This is a genomic window from Kitasatospora saccharophila (assembly GCF_039529925.1).
In the GTDB taxonomy this organism is placed as follows: domain Bacteria; phylum Actinomycetota; class Actinomycetes; order Streptomycetales; family Streptomycetaceae; genus Kitasatospora; species Kitasatospora saccharophila.
This window is the reverse complement of sequence record NZ_BAAANS010000003.1, coordinates 218,694-238,472: the sequence shown is the minus strand read 5'-3', so window position 1 is coordinate 238,472 and position 19,779 is coordinate 218,694. Positions and strand designations below refer to the sequence as shown.

19 protein-coding genes are annotated in these 19,779 nt (G+C 72.1%); 8 read left to right on the top strand and 11 right to left on the bottom strand.

Features of this window, described 5'->3' with window-relative positions:
* Window positions 1-2: 2 nt before the first annotated feature.
* The 4 genes from ABD345_RS04120 to ABD345_RS04105 all read right to left on the bottom strand — a co-directional run bounded on the left by ABD345_RS04120 (window position 3) and on the right by ABD345_RS04105 (window position 3,657).
* Complete coding sequence (locus ABD345_RS04120) at window positions 3-1,601, bottom strand: MFS transporter (protein ID WP_344550324.1); 1,599 nt, start codon at window positions 1,599-1,601, stop codon at window positions 3-5.
* Window positions 1,598-2,152 (bottom strand): TetR/AcrR family transcriptional regulator, encoded by a 555-nt coding sequence (locus ABD345_RS04115; protein WP_030461201.1) that lies wholly within the window; start codon window positions 2,150-2,152, stop codon window positions 1,598-1,600. The genes ABD345_RS04120 and ABD345_RS04115 overlap by 4 nt, the downstream gene beginning before the upstream one ends.
* A gap of 168 nt (window positions 2,153-2,320) precedes the next feature.
* Window positions 2,321-2,716: a cell division protein SepF gene (locus ABD345_RS04110; RefSeq protein WP_344550320.1), complete on the bottom strand. Its 396-nt coding sequence runs from the start codon at window positions 2,714-2,716 to the stop codon at window positions 2,321-2,323.
* A gap of 413 nt (window positions 2,717-3,129) precedes the next feature.
* Window positions 3,130-3,657 (bottom strand): DinB family protein, encoded by a 528-nt coding sequence (locus tag ABD345_RS04105; protein WP_344550319.1) that lies wholly within the window; start codon window positions 3,655-3,657, stop codon window positions 3,130-3,132.
* 199 nt (window positions 3,658-3,856) lie between these two features.
* Here ABD345_RS04105 and ABD345_RS04100 point away from each other — a divergent pair, with 199 nt between their 5' ends.
* Entirely contained in the window at window positions 3,857-4,213 is a 357-nt protein-coding gene (locus tag ABD345_RS04100) for a YrdB family protein (protein ID WP_344550318.1), read from the top strand.
* Between the two features lie 355 nt (window positions 4,214-4,568).
* On the opposite strand, the gene ABD345_RS04095 is transcribed toward ABD345_RS04100, so the two are convergent.
* Together ABD345_RS04095 and ABD345_RS04090 are read right to left on the bottom strand one after the other, a co-directional pair.
* On the bottom strand, window positions 4,569-5,267 hold the full coding sequence (locus ABD345_RS04095) for a TVP38/TMEM64 family protein (RefSeq protein WP_344550317.1): 699 nt from the start codon (window positions 5,265-5,267) through the stop codon (window positions 4,569-4,571).
* Between the two features lie 144 nt (window positions 5,268-5,411).
* Entirely contained in the window at window positions 5,412-6,314 is a 903-nt protein-coding gene (locus ABD345_RS04090) for a deoxyribonuclease IV (RefSeq protein ID WP_344550315.1), read from the bottom strand.
* A 179-nt stretch (window positions 6,315-6,493) separates the two neighbouring features.
* Between ABD345_RS04090 and ABD345_RS04085 the strand changes: the two genes are divergently transcribed.
* Window positions 6,494-7,138: a class I SAM-dependent methyltransferase gene (locus ABD345_RS04085; protein WP_344550313.1), complete on the top strand. Its 645-nt coding sequence runs from the start codon at window positions 6,494-6,496 to the stop codon at window positions 7,136-7,138.
* A gap of 262 nt (window positions 7,139-7,400) precedes the next feature.
* Here the strand turns inward: ABD345_RS04085 and ABD345_RS04080 are convergent, their stop codons facing one another.
* The gene (locus tag ABD345_RS04080; RefSeq protein WP_344550311.1) at window positions 7,401-8,597 is read right to left on the bottom strand and encodes an MFS transporter; all 1,197 of its coding nucleotides are present in this window, start codon (window positions 8,595-8,597) and stop codon (window positions 7,401-7,403) included.
* An 84-nt stretch (window positions 8,598-8,681) separates the two neighbouring features.
* On the opposite strand from ABD345_RS04080, the gene ABD345_RS04075 reads away from it, so the two are divergent.
* The 4 genes from ABD345_RS04075 (at window position 8,682) to ABD345_RS04060 (ending at window position 13,208) form a co-directional block, all read left to right on the top strand.
* Window positions 8,682-10,055, top strand: a complete 1,374-nt coding sequence (locus tag ABD345_RS04075) for an ROK family transcriptional regulator (RefSeq protein ID WP_344550309.1) — start codon at window positions 8,682-8,684, stop codon at window positions 10,053-10,055.
* Between the two features lie 194 nt (window positions 10,056-10,249).
* Complete coding sequence (locus ABD345_RS04070; protein WP_344550307.1) at window positions 10,250-10,663, top strand: TOBE domain-containing protein; 414 nt, start codon at window positions 10,250-10,252, stop codon at window positions 10,661-10,663.
* Between the two features lie 230 nt (window positions 10,664-10,893).
* Complete coding sequence (locus tag ABD345_RS04065) at window positions 10,894-11,595, top strand: glycerophosphodiester phosphodiesterase (RefSeq protein WP_344550305.1); 702 nt, start codon at window positions 10,894-10,896, stop codon at window positions 11,593-11,595.
* Window positions 11,596-12,116: 521 nt separating this feature from the next.
* A complete protein-coding gene (locus ABD345_RS04060) occupies window positions 12,117-13,208 on the top strand; it encodes an AI-2E family transporter (RefSeq protein WP_344550303.1) in 1,092 nt (363 codons plus the stop codon).
* A gap of 90 nt (window positions 13,209-13,298) precedes the next feature.
* Here ABD345_RS04060 and ABD345_RS04055 read toward each other — a convergent pair whose 3' ends face one another.
* Complete coding sequence (locus tag ABD345_RS04055; RefSeq protein ID WP_344550302.1) at window positions 13,299-14,252, bottom strand: alpha/beta hydrolase; 954 nt, start codon at window positions 14,250-14,252, stop codon at window positions 13,299-13,301.
* A 187-nt stretch (window positions 14,253-14,439) separates the two neighbouring features.
* Here ABD345_RS04055 and ABD345_RS04050 point away from each other — a divergent pair, with 187 nt between their 5' ends.
* Window positions 14,440-15,285, top strand: a complete 846-nt coding sequence (locus ABD345_RS04050) for a spermidine synthase (RefSeq protein WP_344550300.1) — start codon at window positions 14,440-14,442, stop codon at window positions 15,283-15,285.
* Window positions 15,286-15,368: 83 nt separating this feature from the next.
* On the opposite strand, the gene ABD345_RS04045 is transcribed toward ABD345_RS04050, so the two are convergent.
* A complete protein-coding gene (locus tag ABD345_RS04045; RefSeq protein WP_344550298.1) occupies window positions 15,369-16,376 on the bottom strand; it encodes a GNAT family N-acetyltransferase in 1,008 nt (335 codons plus the stop codon).
* Between the two features lie 660 nt (window positions 16,377-17,036).
* Window positions 17,037-17,252, bottom strand: a complete 216-nt coding sequence (locus ABD345_RS04040; RefSeq protein ID WP_344550297.1) for a heavy-metal-associated domain-containing protein — start codon at window positions 17,250-17,252, stop codon at window positions 17,037-17,039.
* Between the two features lie 372 nt (window positions 17,253-17,624).
* On the opposite strand from ABD345_RS04040, the gene ABD345_RS04035 reads away from it, so the two are divergent.
* Window positions 17,625-18,962 carry an MATE family efflux transporter gene (locus tag ABD345_RS04035; RefSeq protein WP_344550296.1) on the top strand — a complete coding sequence of 446 codons (1,338 nt, stop codon included), beginning with the start codon at window positions 17,625-17,627 and terminating at the stop codon, window positions 18,960-18,962.
* Here the strand turns inward: ABD345_RS04035 and ABD345_RS04030 are convergent.
* Entirely contained in the window at window positions 18,931-19,554 is a 624-nt protein-coding gene (locus ABD345_RS04030) for a GNAT family N-acetyltransferase (protein ID WP_344550295.1), read from the bottom strand. The genes ABD345_RS04035 and ABD345_RS04030 overlap by 32 nt on opposite strands.
* Window positions 19,555-19,779 lie beyond the last annotated feature (225 nt).

Here is a 19,779-nt window from a genome sequence, read left to right as displayed (position 1 = left end):
TCTCAGCGGTGCGCGTGCTCCCCGGCCCGTTCCCCGCTGGGGAGCCCGGGGGGTGTCGCGGCGGGGGTTCCGACGGTTCCCGTGGCCGGGCCGGTCGTCCGCCGGTCGCGCAGCAGGTGGTGGGCGAGGGCGGCGGCGGCCAGCAGCAGGGCCGCCGAGAGCCAGGCCGCGACCGTGACGCCGTGCACGAACGCGCTGTTCGCGCCGGCGAGCAACTGCCCGGCCGGGCCCGCCGGAAGGGCGGCCGCGGCCTCCTGGGCGCCGCCCAACGACTGGGCCGCCTGCTCGGCCAGGGCCGGGTCGACACCCGCCGGGACGGACAGCGACCCCGCGTACAGGGCCGTCACGACCGAGCCGACCAGGGCGATGCCGAGCGCCGCGCCCAACTCGTACGCCGTCTCCGACACGGCCGAGGCGGCACCCGCCTTGGCGGCCGGGGCGGCGCCCAGCACCAGGTCGGAGGAGAGCGTGTACACCACGCCCTCGGCGGTGCCCAGCGCCAGGAAGGACGAGCCGAGCAGCAGGTAGGCGCTGTCCACCCGGACGAAGCCCAGCACGCCGATGCCCAGCCCCATCACGAACAGGCTCACCGTCAGCACCCGGCGGGCGCCCGCCTGCCGCACCAGGCGGGCCGTCAGCAGACCGCCCGCCACCGAGCCGACGAAGGCCGGCAGCTCGGCGAAGCCCGCGTGCAGCGGCGAGTAGCCGCGGACCAGCTGGAGGTACTGCGACATGAAGAAGATCACACCGGACAGGCCGATCAGGCAGATCAGCGAGGACAGCACCGCCGCCGTGAACCGCGGATCGCGGAACAGTCGGACGTCGAGCAGCGGCGTCTCCAGACGGAGCTGGCGCCGGACGAACAGCGCGAGCGCGGCCGCGCCCAGGGCGAACACCAGCGGGGCCGTCCACCGCTCCAGGCCGTGAACGGCGAACTCCTTGACGCCGTACACCGCGCCGATCACACCGGCCATCGACAGCAGCACGCTCAGCACGTCCCACCGGCCCGGGCGCGGATCGCGGGACTCCGGGAGCAGCCAGACGCCGGACACCAGCAGCAGCACCATCACCGGCAGGTTCAGCAGGAACACCGACCCCCACCAGAAGTGCTCCAGCAGCACGCCGCCCACCAGCGGGCCCAGCGCGGCACCGGCCGCGGCACCCGCGCCCCAGACGCCGATCGCGGTGGCCCGCTCCTTCGCGTCCGGGAACAGCGTGCGGATCAGCGACAGCGTGGACGGCATGATCGTCGCGCCCGCCACGCCGAGCAGCGCCCGGGCCACGATCAGCCACCCCGGGCCCGGGGCGTACGCCGCCAGCAGCGAGGCCGCGCCGAACGCGGCCGAACCCGCCAGCAGCACCCGCTTGCGCCCCAGCCGGTCGCTGAGCGCGCCCATCGACACCAGTAGGCCGGCCAGCACGAAGGAGTAGACGTCACCGATCCACAGCAGCTGGGTGCCGGACGGGCGGAGGGTCTCGGTGATCGAGGGGATGGCGAGGGAGAGCACCGTCGCGTCGACCGCCACCAGCGTGACGGCGAGCACGAGGACGCCGAGACCGGCCCAGCGGTGGCCGGACCGGACGACGGGGGTGGAACTCATGGGGTATCAGATCTCCGTAGAGCACCGCCGAGGAACAGCTCGGCGAGCGAGAACGCGCTTTCGCGGGGAGCGAGCCGGCCTTCCTGCACGGCCCAGCCGATGCCGGCCACCAGGTCGAAGAACGCCTCGCTCAGCCAGGCGGCCGAGAGCTCGACGCGGAACACCCCCTCCTGCTGGCCGCGCAGGAACAGCGCGCGGACCCGGGCGTCCTGGAGCTCCCAGAGGTCGTTGATCTCCTCGTGGTCGTACAGCTGGTTCTCCCCGGCCAGGAAGGCGCACAGCGCGGCATCCGGCACCACCGCGTCCACCAGGCGGCGCAGCGCGGCCTCGGCGTTGCCCTCCTCGACGCGCGCGGTGTCGAGCGCGGCGGAGAAGCGGCGCAGGCCGAGGGCGCCCACCTCCAGGATCAGCGCCTCCCGGCCCGGGAAGATCCGGTGCAGCGTGGCGCGGCTGATGCCGGCGGCGCGGGCGATCTCGTCGAGATGGGCCGTCGGGCGCCGGGACAGGATGCCCACGGCTGCCTCCAGCACGGAGTCGCGGTCGGTTGCCATGAGATGAGTATAGCGCAACTGAGACATCAGTGTCTCAGAATTTTTACGGTCGTCTCAGATGCGTCGTGGGTGTTTCGGATGTTCCGGGTGTTCCGGGGAGTCGCCGGGAACGCCGAAGGACCCCGCGCGGGGCGCGGGGTCCTTCGGCGGGCGGTGTGCGGCGGGCCGTCAGCTCTGGTTGTAGAAGCCCGATTCGTCCAGCGGGCGGTCGATGACCATCACCTCGACGTCGGCCGGGGTGAGCAGGAACACCCGGCGGGCGATCCGCTCGATGCCGCCGCGGGTGCCGAAGATCAGGCCGGAGGCGAAGTCGACCATCCGCTTGGCCTCGGCGTCGTCCATCTCCGTGAGGTCCATGACCACCGGGGTGGCGGCGCGGATGTGCTCGCCGACCGTGCGGGCCGCCTCGAAGCCCGTCGGGCGGAGCGAGACGATCCGGGAGGGGGCGGCCTGGACGCTCGGCAGCGTCTCCTCGCCCTCCCAGGGTTCTTCGTACATCGCGGCCGGGTAGCTACCGGAAGGCATCAGCCACCCGTTGTGGTGCTCGTCGCGAAGTGCTCCCATTAGCCGCGCCTCCCTGTCTCGTTCCGTACTCGTCCCCCGGGGGACGACGGGTCGTTTTGACACGTCATCCACTTGTTGGAACTGTCCGAGTATCGCACTGATCACCGCAGATGTGCCCGCTTGCGCCCACCGGACGGGTTGTGGCGCGAGGGAAGATCCGTGCTTGTCCGGATATCCGCAAGGACGCCACCGACCGGTGAACGGTTGCGCGCGACGACCCTACCGGTGCCACCCGGACGCTAGTTGACTCGCTGTCAACAATCATGTAACGGCTTCACCCGTGCGGTGGCGGGTCGCGGGTGAGGGGCGCGCGACCCGGGGGTGGCGCGGGGGCGTTGCGGGCTGCGTGCCGGGCTGCGGGCCGGGTTGCGGGCTGCGGGGCACTGGAGTGGCGCGGGGTGCGGCTGCTGCGGCTACTCGCCGGTGGAGCCGTCGATCCGCTCCCGGAGCAGGTCGGCGTGACCGTTGTGGCGGGCGTACTCCTCGATCATGTGCACCAGGATCCAACGCAGCGTCACCTCGTTGCCGCGCCACCGGCCCCTGCCGACCGCGTCCAGCGGCACGCCCTCGACGGCGGACCTGGCGAACGCCACCTCCGCCTGCCAGGCGGCGGTGTCGACGACCGGGTCGGCCCCGTCCACCAGGTCGAAGTCGCCGTCCGGGAACTCCGCCGACCAGTGGCCGCCGGACGGGTCGAGGTCCTGGCCGTCCAGCACCTGGCGGAACCAGTGGCGCTCCACCTCCGTCAGGTGCCGCACCAGCCCGAGCAGGGACATCGAGGACGGTGGACAGGCGCGTTCGCGCAACTGCTCGGGCGTCAGGCCCTCGCACTTGAGGGCGAGCGTGGCGCGGTGGAAGTCCAGCCAGGCGCCGAGCATCGCCGCCTCGTCGGCGGCGAAGGGCGGGCTGGTGCGGAGGGTGGCCGGGCTGCTGTCCGTCATGTGGACATGGTGGGACAGACCGGCCCGGACGGGCGAACCGTTTTCCGCTTCGGAGAGTGGTGGGTGGCTGGGAGGCGGGGGCTGGCGGGTGGGGGCGGGGCGGGCGCAGTGGGTCGGTTTCGGCGGGCAGCGTGGTAGGAAGAACCGATCATCGGGCGGTACGGCGGGGGAACGGACGGGTGCGGACGTGCGCAAGGGGATGACGGGGGCTCAGTTGGCGCTGCGCTTCCTGCTGGAACTGGCCTCGCTGGTGGCCCTGGCGGTCGGCGGTTACGGGGCCCGGCCGGACGGCCCGGTCGTCCTCCGGGTGCTGATCGCGCTCGCGCTGCCGGTGCTCGCGGTCGTGCTCTGGGGACGCTACGCGGCGCCCCGGCGGCCGGTGCGGGGCCCGGCGGCGCTCTGGTACGGCGTGCAACTGCTGGTCTGGGGCGGTTCGGTCGCGCTGCTGGCGGTCGGCGGACACCCCTGGTGGGCGTTCGGCCTCGGCGCCGCGATGGCCGTCAACACGGTGGCGCTGCGTTCACTCGGAGAGTGGTCGCCCGAGGTGGAGCGCTAGCCGGCCGTAGCCGGCCGCCCCCGTCGGCCCGGGGCCGCCCGTGCGCCTGCGCCGCTCGGTCCGTGCGACCGCCCTCGACGAGGCGGACCGCGTCCTGCTGCGCCGCCGTGCCGTTCCCGGCGAGACCCCGGGCGCCGCGCTGTGCCGGGAACTGCGCGCGGAGGCGGACCTGGCGGTCGGCGCCGATCCGCCGCACGTGTGGCACCAGGAAGCGGCCGCCCCCTGGGGCCGTGCTGCTGGGTTGCTGAGCGACTTCGGTGGCGGAGCGTCTCGGTGGCGGGTGGCGGGTGGCGGGTGGCGGGTGGCGGGTGGCGGGTGGTGGGTGGCGCGGTGGTTGGCGTTGCGGCGGTGGGCGTCAGCCGGAGCGGCGCGGGCGGGCGCGCCACAGCGAGAGGGCGCTGAACACGCACATCGCGGCGATCACCGCGGCGGAGACCAGGAAGGCCGGCGAGGTGGGCGAACCCGCGCTCGCCCCCGCCACCACGTACGCGGCGGTGGTCGGCACCACGCCGAGGACGGTGCCCGCGAGGTACGGCCAGAACCGGACGCCCGAGAACGCGCACGCGAAGTTGCCGGCCTGGAAGGGTGCGCCCGGGAACAGCCGGACCAGCAGCACGCTGCGGAAACCCTGTTCGGACAGGCGCCGGTCGATCTCCGTCAGCACCTTCCCGCGCACCAGCGGCCGCAGCGCCTCGCGGCCCAGCCCGCGGCCGAGGGCGAACGCCACCGCCGCGCCGACCGCCGATCCCGCGACCGCCAGCGGCACGCCCCACAGCGAACCGAACAGCACTCCCATGCCCGCGTTCAGCGCCGGGCGCGGCAGGAAGGCCACGGTGCCGAAGGCGTACACCGAGAGCGCGATCGGCATCCGCCACGGTCCGGCGGCGGCGGACAGGACGGCGGACGGGTCCCACAGCAGCAGCGAGGCCGCGGCCGCGGCGAGCACCGCGAGCAGCGCGCCGAGCCGCAGCAGCGCCCCGCGGTGCGGGCGGCGCGCGGAAGGGTGCGGCCGCGTTCCGGCGGTCCCGGTGGATTCGGCGCTCCCGGTGGACACGGGAGGCTTGGGTGTCGCGGGCATCGCGGGCGTCTCGGTGATCCCGGGCGTCCCGGGGGAGACGGCTGGGGTGGGTGCGGCTATCGGCTGCGGGACGGGCACCCGGGGAGCTTAACCGGCACCGGGCGGGCGCGGGGCGGCGGCTCAGGGCGCGGGCCGGCGCAGCCGTTTGAGCAGGTCGATGTCGGCGGTGTGGCGGGCGCCCTCGACCCGGGCCGGGTCGTGGCGGCCGTCCGGGGTCTCGATGATCAGGGGGACGCCCGCGGTGGCGGGGTGCGCGAGCAGCGCCTGGAACGCGGCCGCGCCGATGTGGCCGGCGCCGATGTTCTCGTGCCGGTCCTTGCGGGCCCCCGTGACGTCCTGCGAGTCGTTGGCGTGGATCAGCCGCAGCCGGTCCGGGCCGACCGCCCGGTGCAGGGCGTCGAAGAGCTCTTCCACCCCGTCCGGGGCGGCCAGGTCGTGTCCGGCCGCGAAGGCGTGGCAGGTGTCCAGGCAGACGCCGACCAGCGGGTGGTGGTCGAGTGCCTCCAGGTAAGCGGCCAGGTCCTCCATCCGCGAACAGAGCGAACTGCCCTGGCCCGCGGTCGGCTCCAGCAGCAGCCAGGGGGCGTCGGCACCGTAGCGGTCGAGGCCGTCCAGGATCGGCAGCACCTGGGCGCGTACCTGGGCGAGCGCCTCCGCGCGGGTGCCGCAGAGCGCGGAACCGGTGTGCACGACCGTACCGAGCGCGCCGATCGCGGCCGAGCGGTGCAGCGAGTGCGTCAGCGATTCGGCGGACTTCTCCCTGGTCGCGGGCGAGTCCGAGCCGAAATTGATCAGGTAGGGCGCGTGCACGTACGCCGGGACGCCCCGTTCGGCACAGGCCGTCCGGAAGGCCAGGTCGTGCGCCGGGTTCCCGGCCGGGGTGGCCCACCCGCGCGGGTTGGCCACGAACACCTGCACCGCCTCCGCCCCCACCTTCTCGGCGTAGGCCAGCCCCGTGCCCGCCAACCCCTTCCCGGCGACGGGGACGTGGGCACCGATCGGGTTGCGCGGGGCGGAATCCATGACCAGGAGGATCCCACGGCAGGATGGAAGCGCAGATCACCGGGGTCGGAGCCAGGGCCCGACGCACGCGGGTGCGGGTGCGGGCGGGTGGGCGCACCGTCGGCCCCGCGGTGCCCGGCGGCGATGCCGGGACGGAAGCACGGGGGAACCCGTGGGACAGGCGGAGGAAGCGGAGCCGGATGAGCGAGTCACTGGCGCGGGCCCAGCGCGAGCACTGGGAGCGGACGTACCGGGCCAACCCCGGCATGTACGGCGAGCGGCCGTCGGAGTCGGCCGAACACGCGGCGGCGGTGTTCCGCCCCGGCGGCACGGTACTGGAACTCGGCGCCGGACACGGACGTGACGCACTCTTCTTCGCCCGCAGCGGTTTCACGGTCGTCGCGGCCGACTTCAGCCCCGTCGGACTGGCCCAGCTCGCCGAACGCGCCGCTGCCGAAGGGCTGGAGGTGCGCACCGTCGTCCAGGACGTCCGCCGGCTGCTCGGCCTGCCGGACGGGTCGGTCGACGCGGTGTACGCGCACATGCTGTTCTGCATGGCCCTGTCCACCGGCGAACTGGAGGCTCTGGTGGGCGAGGTGCACAGGGTCCTGCGCCCCGGCGGCACCCTGGTGTACACCGCGCGGCACACCGGCGACGCGCACTACGGGGCCGGGACGGGGCACGGCGACGACATCTGGGAGCACGGGGGCTTCGCGGTGCACTTCTTCCCGCCCGAGCTGGTCGACCGCCTCGCGACCGGGTGGACGCCGCCGCAGGTCGAACCGTTCGAGGAGGGCGAGCTGCCGCGCCGGCTCTGGCGGGTGACCCAGCAGCGGCCGGACTGACGGCGGCGCGGTCCACCGCCGGGGTTCTGACGGCCAGCCGCTTGCTGCGACCAGGTCGCTGCTGTGGCTTGGCCGATACGGTCCGGCTTCTGCGGCATGACGAGGGGAGCCGGGGAGGGCACTGGTGGCCGGGTCGGACGGCGGGCGGGTTGTGGGCGGGCGGCTGTGGGCGGGAAGGGGCTCGGGGAAATGCCGAGGGGCGCGGAGGTCGATCCTCCGCGCCCCTCGACGGACGTCCGCCCGCCCATTGTCCGGCCGTCCGTCAGTGGGTCGGCTCCAAGGAGCCGGAGGCTGCGACGGGGGAGACGGCCGACTTGCGGTGCCGCATCGCCGTCGCGAAGGGGATCAGTGCGGCCGCCAGCAGGGTGACCGCGATGAAGGAGACGGTCAGCGAACTGGCCTGCGCGATGCCGCCGACCACGGCCGGGGCGACCAGGCCCGAGGTGTAGGTGATGGTGGCGACACCGGCGATGGACTGGCTCGGGTTGCTGCCCGCCCGGCCGGCGGCGGCGAACGCGAGCGGAACCACCACGGCGATGCCGATGCCGATCAGCGCGAAGCCCGGGATGGCCACGTACGGGCTGCTCGCGAACACCACCAGCAGACCGCCGGTGGTGGCGACCGCGCCGCTCAGCCGGACGGCACGCACCGGACCGAGCCTGCGGACGACCGCGTCGCCGGCCAGGCGGGCCGCCGCCATGGTGGCCGCGAAGGCCGTGAAGCAGGCGGCGGCGATGGAGGAGGAGGCGCCGGTGATGTCCTTGAGGTAGACCCCGCTCCAGTCCATCGACGCGCCCTCGGCGAACACCGCGCAGAACCCGACCAGGCCGATGACCAGCGCTTCCTTGGGCGGTAGGGCGAAACGGGGCGGAGCCTCCTCGTCCGCGGCCGACCGGACGTCTAGCACCCCGCGGGTGACCAGCTGGGCGAGCACCACCAGGATCGCGGCGGTCACCGCGTACTGGACGCGGGCGTCGACGTGCTGGTGGGCCGCCAGGACACCGAAGGCCGAGGCGACCAGGCCGCCGACGCTCCACATGCCGTGCAGACCGGACATGATCGACCGGCCGAGCCGCTTCTCGACCTCCACGCCCTGCGCGTTCATCGCGACGTCGGACATGCCGGCCGAGGCGCCGTAGAGGAACAGGGACAGGCAGAACACCACCAGGTGGGGGGAGAGCGCGGGCAGCGCCAGGGACAGGCACCACAGCGTCAGCAGACCCTGCAGCGCCGTCCGGGCACCCAGGCGGTGCACGATCCGACCGGCCAGCGGCATCGCCACCGACGCGCCGATCGCCGGGAACACCAGAGCCAGGCCGAGCTGACCGGGGCTCAGATCGAGGTGGTCCTTGATCCACGGGATGCGGGTGACGAAGGTGCCGGTGACGGCACCGTGAACGGCGAAGACCAGCGCCACGCTCACCCTTGCGCGCTGGACGTCCTTGAGAGTCTCGCCCATGCCGGGCTCCCCCTTGGGTCGGTCGGATGGCAATAAACTATCAGGGACCCTGCCTGATAGAAACCTCTGGAAGGATGCAGGCTCATGACGACCGCTCGCACTGCCACGCCGAGCACCGCCCGGGCCATCAACGACCGGCTTGCCCTCGACCTGCTGCTCGAACGGGGCCCGCTCACCGCATCCGACCTGCGCACACTGACCGGGCTCTCCCGGCCGACCGTCGCCGACCTGCTCGAACGACTCCAACGCAGCGGCCTGGTCGCCCACGCCGGGGAGAGTGCCGCGCTGCGCCGAGGTCCCAACGCCCGCCTGTACGGACTGGTCGCCGACCGGGCCCACCTCGCCGGGATCGACATCCGCTCCAGCGGCGTCAGCCTGGTGGTCGCCGACCTGACCGGTCGGACCCTCGGCACGGCCACCATCACCGCCTTCGACCCCGCTCCCGGCCCGGGGGACGCGAGTGGTGCGCCGACCGCGGACGGTGTGCCGGTCGTGGACGGCGCGTCGGTCGTGGAGGGCACGGGAGGTGCGGACGGTGCGTGCGGCGGGTCGGAGACCGGAACGCTGAACGGCGACCTGTTGGTGGAGCGCACCGTCGAGGCGCTGCTCGCCACCGCGGCCGAAGCCGGGGCGGGGGAACTGCACACCGTGGCCGTCGGCGCTCCGGGGCTGGTCGACCCGGCGACGGGCACGCTCAACAACTCCGGCAAGCTGCCCGAGTGGCACAGCAAGCTGCTCGCCGCCCTGCGCGCCCGCCCCGGGACGGAGGTGATCCTGGAGAACGAGGTCAACCTGGCCGGGATCGCCGAGCACCGCATCGGCGCGGCCCGGGGCAGGCGGGACTTCGCACTGATCTGGCTGGGACACGGCGTCGGCGCCTCCGTGGTGCTGGACGGCCGCCTGCGTCGCGGCGCCTCCGGCGGCACCGGCGAGATCGGCTTCCTGCCCGTGCCCGGGACCATCGGGCTGCCCGAATCCACGAAGTGCGACGGCGGTTTCCACTCCATGGTGTCGAGCGCCGCGATCTGCGAGCTCGCCGCCCGCCACGGGCTCACGACGGAACCCGGCGCCGACGCTGGTGCTGTGGGCGGTGCCGGTGCCGGTGCCGGTGCGGTGGCCGCGGCCGGGGTTGGGGAGCAGGAACCCGCTGCCGCGGCCGTGGTGCGGCAGGCCGTCGAGGACGGTGCCGACGGCTTCCTGGACGAACTGGCGCTGCGGATCGCGGTCGGGGCCTCCGCGATCTGCGTCGTGCTCGACCCGGGCTGCCTGGTGCTGGGTGGTGAGATCGGACAGGCCGGCGGCCCGGAACTGGCCGGCAGGGTGGAGCGCCACCTCACCCGACTCTCGCCGCTCGCCACCGAGGTCAGGGCCGGTACCGCAGGGGGCGGTGCCGTACTGGCCGGGGCAGTGCTGACCGCCGGGGACGCGGCGCGGCGGGAGTTGTTCGGCGGGGACTGATCCCATGGCGTGCCGCGATGTGACGCGGCGTGGTGCGGCGCGCGGCTCACGGCGCGCCGTACCGGCGGCTTCGTGGCTGTCGTGTGGGCGGGTCGGCAGGTCGGGGATGGTGGGGCGCGCATGGGGAGGGGCGCCGGTACGGCAGGATGGCGGGGTCCGCCAATCCTTCCTCGAATCGCCCGGGAGCCGCATCGATGGTCACGTCCGACCGGCCCGTCCACCCGTACCGCATCGGCGAGGCTGCCTCGATGCTCGGGGTGAGCGCCGACACCATGCGGCGATGGGTGGACGCGGGCCGACTGCCGGCGATGCGCGACGAACACGGCCACCGGATCATCGCGGGGGCGGAACTCGCGGCGTTCGCCCGGGAACTGGCCCGTCCGGAGAACGGTGAGGTGGAAGGGCGTTCCTCGGCCCGGAACCGCTTCCCCGGGATCGTGACCGCCGTCGTCCTGGGGGACGTCGCCGCGCAGGTGGAGATCCAGGCCGGCCCGTTCCGGGTGGTCTCCCTGATCAGCCGTGACTCCGCCGAGGAACTCGGTCTCGTCCCCGGGGCGCCCGCCACCGCGGTGATCAAATCGACCAACGTCGTGGTCGAGCGGCGCTGAGGCGCGACCGGGCCGGACGGACCCCCTCGCCGTCCTGAGCCAGGCTCCGTCGCACCGCCCGGGCCCGGTTCCAGATCCGGCCCCGGTCCCGGCGCCCGGCCGCACGGGGGACACCGGCAGCCGGACTCCGGGCGTGAACTGACGCCGCCTAGGATGCGGAGGTCGGCGGCCGACCGGTGGCGGAGCGGCCAGTGCTGTGAGTATTCCGACCGTGCGAGAGGAAGACCCCGTTGAAGAGCCGCGTGCGTGCCGTCGCCCACCGTGGTGACCCGTACCTGCACCGCGAGAACACCCTGCCGGCGGTCAGCGCGGCGCTCGCCGCAGGAGCCGACGCCGTCGAGGTCGACGTGCAGCTCACCCGGGACGGGGTACCCGTGCTGTTGCACGACCACACCCTCGAACGGTTGTGGAACGACCCGCGCCGGATCGACCGCGTGACGCTCGCCGAGTTGGAGGAAGTGGCCGCTCCCGGACTCCGCATCCCCACCCTCGACGAGGCCCTCCGATCCATCGCCGCCGTGGGCGGTGCACGACTGATGATCGACCTCGACGAGGACGGCCCGGTCGCCGCCACCTGGCAGGCCGTCAGCGAGCTCGGACTGCAGGACCGGGTCGCCTTCTGCGGACCGGTCACGGCCATGCTCGCCGTGCGCGAACTGGCACCCGGGGCGGAGATCTCCCTGACCTGGAAGCGCCTTCAGTTGCCCAAGCAGCGGCTGCTCGCGGAACTGCGCCCCAGCTTCCTCAACCCGCCCTTCGGCCTGGTCGACGAACGGCTGGTGGCCTCCGTCCACGACGCCGGAATGGGCCTGGCGACCTGGACCGTGGACCTGCGCCGCACCATGCGGCGGATGCTCGCCCTCGGAGTCGACTCGCTCACCTCCAACCGGATCGCCCTGCTGCGCCGGACGATCGACCAGTACCAGCCCTGACCCGACGCAGGAAGTGCCGTTGGCGCCGGACCGGGCGAGCGGACGGATGGTTCCGGCAGGTTCGGCCGCCGCTCCGTCCGAAGAGGGCCGATCGGCCGGGGAGGCACGCCACGCCGTCGGCCCTTGCCCACTGACATGACCGTTATCTGTTGAAATAAGACGATCATGACGGTGTGTTGGCTGCGGAGGTGGCGGTGACGGCAGAGGGCTCCCCGAACCCGCAGGACCCCGGTGACGGCCCGGACCCATTGGCATCCCCAACTGCCGGAGACAGTGGCGAAGACGGCGGCGAAGACGGCGGAGCACGGCGGGGAGAGGCGGGGCCGGACGCGCCGACCCGAAGCGAACGTGCGCAGACGGAGCCGCAGGCACCGGTCGCCGGCCGTCGAGCGGACGGTCCGGCGGGGCGTGGCGGTACTTCGAACGAGACGGCAGGAAGCACGACAACACGGGGGAATCCCTCCTCGGGGAACGGTGGAGCGTCCGGGGCGGTGTCCGCGGTCGTCCCGGGCGAAGTCCGGTTGGACGACCGGCGGCCGTTCCAGATGCTCCCTGCAGCGATCCGGTCGGCTGCCGCTTGGTCCGCGGCGGTGATCCTCTTCATCACCGTGGCGGGGTTCGCGGTCTTCGTGATGGTGGAACTGCGGGCCGCGACGATTCCGATGCTGATCGCCCTGTTGGCGACGGCCCTGCTCTACCCGGTGATGCCCTGGTTGGTGCGCCACGGCGTCAAACGGGGCGTGGCGGCCGGGCTGACCTGCACGATCCTGGTGCTCGCGGTCACCGGCGGGATCGCCCTACTGGTCAACTCCCTGGTGAACAGCGCACCGCAGATCGCTTCAGGTCTCCAGCAGGCGGGCGACCGCATCGCTTCCTGGCTGGGTCCGTTCGGCGACAAGATCCAGTACGCGCTCAAGGAGAGTTCCGGCTCCGGGAGCACCCTGGTGGACTCACTCGCCAACGGCGTCCTGTCCGGGCTCGGACTGGTCACCCAACTGCTGACCGGTGGAGTGCTCTCCCTCGCACTGGTCTTCTTCTTCCTGCGGGACGGCCACCGGTTCGGCGACGCGATGCACGAACTGATTCCCGGTCGGCACTCCGAGACGGTCATCGCGTGCGGTCAGCAGGCGTTCACCGCCATGGCCGGCTTCATGCGGGGCACCACCCTGATCGCACTGATCGACGCCACTTTCATCTCCATCGGGTTGCTGGTCCTGGGCGTCCCGGGCGCGGCCGGGCTCGGCGCGCTCGTCTTCATGGGGGCTTACATTCCTTTCGTCGGCGCCTTCCTCTCGGGGACGGTGGCCGTCCTCGTGGCCCTGGCGAACGGCGGGCTGGGTACCGCGCTGTGGGCCCTCGGGGTGGTGCTGGCGGTGCAGGCGATCGAGGGGAACATCCTGCAGCCCCTCATCCAGAGCCGGACGGTCGAACTCCACCCCGCCACCATCATGATCGCGGTGGTGGCCGGATCCGGGATCGCCGGAATCATCGGTGCTCTGCTCGCCGTGCCGGTCAGCGCTGCCGGGCTCGGCGTGGTGTCCGTCCTCCGGGGAGAGGCGGACAGCCCGGGGTTGCCGGGCGGCCGCCGGAAGCGCCACCGTCTCGAGTCCTGAGGCACCCGCGGGACCTGATCACCGGATGCACCGGCCCGGGCCCGACCCGCACCGGCTGCTCCACTCCTACCTCCACTTCGGGCCGGACGGTCAGGGAGCGGGGAAGTACGCGGCCATCCAGCGGTCCAACTCGGCGAACACCTCGGCACGGACCGGATCGGCGGACAGGACCAGATCGTGCACCCCGCCCCGGATCCGGACGGTGGTGACGTGTCGGCCGAGGCGCGGCGCGAGCGCGGCGATGTCGTCGGCGCGGAGCACCGCGTCGGTGTGCATCAGTGCCGGGTCCCAGCGGCTGGTGACGGTGGAGGCGGTCGAGGCCATCAGCAGGACCGGGCAGTCGATCGAGAGCCCGCGGCGCACCTGCCGGTGGCCGTGCTGGATCGCCGCCAGCCATCCGGCGAACAGCGGGAAGCCCTCGGCGGGCTTCAGAGCGAGGTCGAACTCCCAACTGCCGCGGTGGCTCCGGTGGAGGCTGTGGACGTAGTGCGGGTTGAGCGGCGCCGGCAGCTTCCGTGTTGGCGAGGCCCGCCCGACCACGTCGAGCGCGGGGGCGCCGAAGGTCCGTACGGCCGGAGCCGCGGGCATCGAAAGGAACGGACTGTTCAGGAAGAGGCCGTCGACCAGGCCGCGGTCGGCCCGGCGGGCCGCCCACAGCGCGGCGACCAGCCCGCCCGTCGAGTGCCCGTTCACCAGGAGCCGGGTGTGGCCGTCGAGTTCTCGGATGATCCGGACCGCCTCGTCCAGCTCCTCGTCGTAGGCGAGGAGGTTCCTCACGAAGTTGGGGGACTGGTGCGGGCGGAGCGACCTGCCGTACTTGCGGAGGTCCAGTGCGTAGAAGGAGAAACCGCGGGCCGCGAAATGGTCCGCCAGGTGGGTCTGGAAGAAGTAGTCGTTGTAGCCGTGCAGGTACAGCACCGCCTGACGGGAGCCCTCGACCAGTCGGCGGACCAGAGTGGCGCTGACCTCGCCCTCCTCGTCCGGGAGCAGCGGAAGCTCCGCCGCCTCGTACGGGGCCCCCAGGATGTCTTCACGGAATTCCACGCCAGCCACGTCCGTTTCCCGCTCCGCCGCGCCACCCGGGACCACCCCGGGCGGTACCACCCCAGCGACCATACCGGTCGGTAGTCGCCTCCGTTTGGGAAGAGTGCCCTGGTGGGGCCTAAGCTGCCCGCATGGCTGTCCCTTCGTCGATCGTTCTTCGTCCCGTCATCCTCCGGAACCCGGTTCGATGAGCGGCGTGCCCGCTGACGGGGCGGATCCGCGACCGGTGGAGCGCCAGGTGGCGCTGGGCACCGCCAAACTGATGCCCGACATCGATCTCGACGGCGGCTGGCTGCTCACCCTCGACGGGACCCCGCAGTCGTACGTCGACCTCCAGGACCCGACGCACCTCGAGTTCGAGTACGTGCAGCGGATCGCTCACCTGCTGGACGTGGCCGAGAACCCCGGCGAGCCGTTGGACGTGCTGCACCTGGGCGGTGGAGCGCTCACCCTGCCCCGCTACCTGGCGGAAACCCGTCCCGGTTCGCGGCAGCAGGTGGTCGAACTGGACGGACCGCTGACCGAGTTCATCGCCGAACACCTTCCCTGGCCGTCCGGCATCGAGGTGACGGTCGGTGACGCCCGGGCGGCACTGGAATCCGTGGCGCCCGCCAGCGTCGACGTGGTGGTCGCCGACGTGTTCCGTGGATCGAGGACACCGGCGCACCTCACCAGCGTCGAGTTCGTGAGGTTGGCCGCCGCCGCGATCCGGCCCGGTGGCTGCTACGCGGCGAACCTGGCCGACGGTCCGCCGCTCGCGTTCGCCAAGGCCCAGACCGCCACGGTCGCGGCCGTGTTCACCCATGTCTGCTTGGTCGCCGAACCTGCGGTTCTGCGGGGTCGGCGCTACGGGAACGTGCTGCTGATCGGCTCCGACGAGCCGTTGCCCGCTGGAGAGTTGGCCCGGTTGCTCGCTTCCGACCCGTTCCCCGCCCGACTGACGGAAGCGCCGGAGCAGGCGGCAGAACCGGTCACGGACGCGACGGCCGAGGACTCGCCCCCTCCGCCCAACGGAGCGTTCTCGATCGGCTGAGCCGAGTCGGCGGGACGGTGGAGTGCTGTGCTGGAAGTCGTACCTGATGGGAGGTTCCCCTTTCGGAGGCGGGGCGTGACCGGTCAAGCGGCGGAGAAGACCAGTCGGCGGATGCGGTCGCGGTAGCCGACCAGTTCCAGGGCGGCGACCATGGGATGGTTGGTGAGGTTGGTTTCCGCCCGGACCACCTCGGAATGGGTTTCGGCGACCAGGATCCGTGTCGCTTCGGCGAGGAGTTCCGCGGCGTAGCCCCGGCCCCGGAACTCGGGCAGGATCCCGAGGTACCCCACCATCGGGACGACGGAGTTGTGGGTGGGGATGACGAAGCCGACCACCTGCCCCGTCGCCGTCCGCGCTGTCCGCCACCAGGAACGTCGACCGCGCATCTCCCGGTGGTAGAAGGCGACTTCACTCCGGGCGTGAGCTGCCGCACCGGTGCGCAGCACCTCCCGGGTGGAGGTGGTGTCCAGGCTCCTCAGCAGTGACCGACGGAAGAGGTCCACGAAGACTTCGTCGTCGGACTCCGGAGCGAAGAGCAGCCGGTCGGACAGGGAAGGGACGGGGCGCCCCGTCGACCGTTCGAAACGGAGCCGTTCGGCGCTGAGCCGCAGGCCGGCGGCTTCGGCCGCTCTGCGGCGCCATGCAACCGATGCGGCGACTTCGGGCCGGTCGCGCCAACCGGACGGTAGGAGGAGGTGGTAGTCGGGGGGTGGAGCCAGCCCTTCGGCGGCGAACACCCGGTGGGCGGCGACGAGCAGCGCGGCGGCGACCGCACTGCGCGGGTCGGTGGTCGGCCCGGGAACCGAAGGCGTTCGCCGGCGCGGTGCGGCAGACGCCCACATGGGATCGGACCGGGCGAACAGGGCGTCCAGATGGCTCGGACGGGTGTCGGTGGGGCTGCCCCACCAGATGGCGACGGCCAGCGGTGCCCGGCCGGGGCAAGGTTCCGCCACCCAGATCCAGTTGAGTCGGTACTCGCCGTCGGCCAGTCGCGCGCGCACCATCTCAGCTGAGACCGCGGTGGACGGGTCGGGCCGCACTTGGGCCAGTACGGTGTTGATTTCCTGCGGGACGATCGGACGGAAGATCACAGTGCCTCCGGGAAAGGAAAGAGGAGGCGCGAAACCCGATCATGGCGATCTGCTGCGATTACTGCGCGGGGACGAACCTGCCGCAAAGAGCGATGACCGGGAGCGCCGTGGAACGGCTGCGGATTCTCGGAACCATCACTGAACTCCTCTCGGAACACGGCACTACAGGACCTCGGCGCCGGGGACGGTGAACACCCGGCTTCCTGACAGCGGGACTCGGCTCGCTGTCAGTGATGGCCAAGAGTAGGAGCGCGCCTGATCGCTTGCAAATTATTATTCGGGCCGTGATTTCGAGGTCGTGTCACCAGGGTCGAGGGAGGATGCTTCGGGGAGCGGTCGCGCCTCAAGCAGGAGGAACCTCAAAATATCATGGTGTGAATATCGTTCGTATCTGATGCGGCGTGGTGCGGCTCGCTGAACTGCTGCCCGGGCGGCTGGCTTGGCCGCCCGGGCGATTCGTCCGGAGTGCCGGTGGTTACGCGGAATTGCCCGAAGGAGTGAATTCGGGAAATCTCTACCGGAAAGGGATTGTTCCGATCCGGGCGACGGTAACTGGACCTGGACGACAGGAATCGTGGGGGAGGAACGCCATGAGACGGCGAGACCGTGTGAGAGCCGCAGCCGCAACGGCGTTCCGGGGCCGCCGGCCCGCCAACAGCCTCAGATTCGGCCGACCAGGGCGAAGCCGGCATCGGTGACGGCCGAGCGGATCTGGTCGTCCTGCAGGGGTTCGGCCGATTCGACGGTCACCTGGCCGGACTTCGCGTCGGCGGTGACGTTGGTGACCCCGTTCAGGGCGGTCAGTCCCGCAGTGACGGTCCGTTCGCAGTGGCCGCAGCTCATTCCCTCGACGCTGAAGACGGCAGTGGTGGACATGGGGACCTCCGTTGGACGGGCAGGAGTGGACGGCCGCGAAGGGCCGAAGGATGCCGTACAGCACAACGCACCTGGCCGAGGCGGGGTATCGGGACACGCCGGTGGGTGCCTCCAACGAGTGGCGCTCTGCACGGGAATCCGCCACGGTCCGGGCGGTCGACCACCGATCGGGTGGGCGCAGGACGGAGCAAGTGCCGGCCGTGCCGTCCGGCGGCTGCGCTTTCGGCTCGGCCGCCGCCGAAATTTCCGGGTCGCCTACCCCGAAGGGTGGAGGAATTTATTTGTTGAATTGTTGAAAATATCCCGCTACGGTCAACCGCATCGATATCGCCGATGTCCTGGACGGTCACCGGCGCGAGGGGAGGGGTCCTGATGGGGGAGACCGCAACAACGGTCGAGGAGCGGGAAGAAGCGCGAGAACCCGTGCTCGCCGCGCTGGCCGTTTCGGCCGGGCGGTTCGCCGGGTCCATTCTGCTCGGGCTGGTGGCGGGCTTGGTGCTGCAAGCCTGGACAGTGGCTTTTCTCGGCCGGTTGGGGCCTGAAGCGCTCTATGTCCGTTCGGTGTACACCCCGATCGGTTATCTCGTCCTCGCGGTGACCGAGGGACTGGTGGTCGCTTCTCAAGTCTCCGCAGGCATCGCGGCCCGGAACGGCAGGAGCAGGGAAGCACTCAAATCCCTGCCGACGTTCTTCGCGGTCGGTGCCGGGCTGCTGGTGCTGCAAGCCGTGGCCGTACTGACGGCGTCGGGCCCGGTCCTGGACGCTCTCGGGGTCGCCCCGGGCGCACGGCACTCGGTGCTGGTCTTCATCGTCGCCTTCGCCCTGACCAGTGCGGTCGGGTTGCTTCCCTACCTCGGCGCGGGCGTTCTGCGCGGCCTGGGGCACACCGGTCCGGCCGCCTGGCTCGGAGTGCTGTTCACCGCGCTGTCCATCGTCGGAACGGTCGTGCTCCACGCGGTCACGGGGCTCGGTGTGCTGGCGGTGCCGATCGGAGGACTGCCCGCCACCCTGGTGGTCGGCACGGCCGTCGTGGTCGTCCTCCGGCGCAAGCAGGTGGCCCGACCCGCGCTGGTCGGTGACCGGGCCGCAGTGCGCGAACTCCTGGGCCTCGGTGCACCGGTGGCCGGCACGTTCCTGCTGCTGTCCACCGTGACCTTCGGGTACCTACGGGTGCTGCGCGAAGCCGGGCCGATCGAGGTCGCCGGCTTCTCCCTCGGACAGATGGCGGTAGGGCTGCTGATGGTCGTCGCGATGGCCGTCGGATCCGGTACGGCGATCGCCGTCACCCTGCGATCCGGTGGGAACCGGAGAAGGATCAACCACGCGGGTCTGATCACCGTCCTGCGGCTCTCGCTGCCCCCGTACCTGCTGCTCGGCGCGGCGGCCTTCCTGCTGCGGCAGCCGCTCGCCCAGGCCCTGACCACGGATCGGGCCGCGGCCGCGGTAACGGCCGGGTACTTCGCCTGGGTCGGCCCGACCCTCGTCCTCTTCGGCGGAACACTCGCGCTGCTCAGCTACCTGGAACAGATAGGCCGCGCGGGAGTGGCCTTCCTGTTGAACGTCGTGTACTTCGCCCTGATGCTGGCCGCCGCCCTCCTCATGCCCGCGCCCGTGAACGCCGAAGAGCTGTCCAAGTTGATGGCGGCGGGCAACGTCCTCGGGTTCATCACGCTCTGGTTCAGCGTGCGCCACCTCGTTCTGCGTCGGTGACGGGGATGCCCAACGGCTCCGGTTCCGCTTCTCGGCTTCCCGCCAGGTCGTCGGGGACGAGGGAGAAGACGACCAGGTCGACCCGGCCGTCGTGGACGTGACCCGCGTTCCGGAGCACACCCTCCTTGTGGAACCCGGCCTTCTCGGCGACCCGCCGGGAAGCGGTGTTGCCGGTGGCGGCGAACAACTGCAGGCGCTGGAAGCCCTGCTCACCCAGCAGCCACTCACCGAGCGTGCGCGTCGCCTCGGTCATCACGCCGCGGCCGCGGGCCCACGGGGCGCTCCAGTAACCGACCTCGCTCACCCGCGCCGGCCAGTCGGTCTTCTTCAGACCCACCGTGCCGAGCAGCCTTCCGGAGCCGAGGTCGGTGATGGCGAAGTGCACGCCGTCACCGGAGGTGCGCAGGCGGTGCGACACGTCGGTGCACCACGACGCCGCGTGCTCGGTGGAGTACGGGCGGGGGAGCGGGAGCCACTGCTGGGTCAATTCGTCCGAGCAGGCCGCCCTGGTGTCCTCCACGTCCTCGGCGGTGAACGGGCGGAGCAGCAGCCGATCGGTGCGCAGCACGGTTTCGGGGAAGATCGGCGGCACGGTGGACTCCTGGTCGGATGGCGGACTGCACGCGAGGCGATCGCTGGTGGCCGGTCGGGGCCGGTCGGGCGCGCTCGCGGTCGGATATCGGCGGGCCCCGGCACCCGGAAGCTTCGGATGCCTCCTGCTGTCGAATTGTCGGTGGGCGGCCTGTCGCCCACGGGTTCGCAGGCCACGGCAGTGCCCGTGACCGCTCACTCTACTGGGTGCCGAAAGCGATTTCCG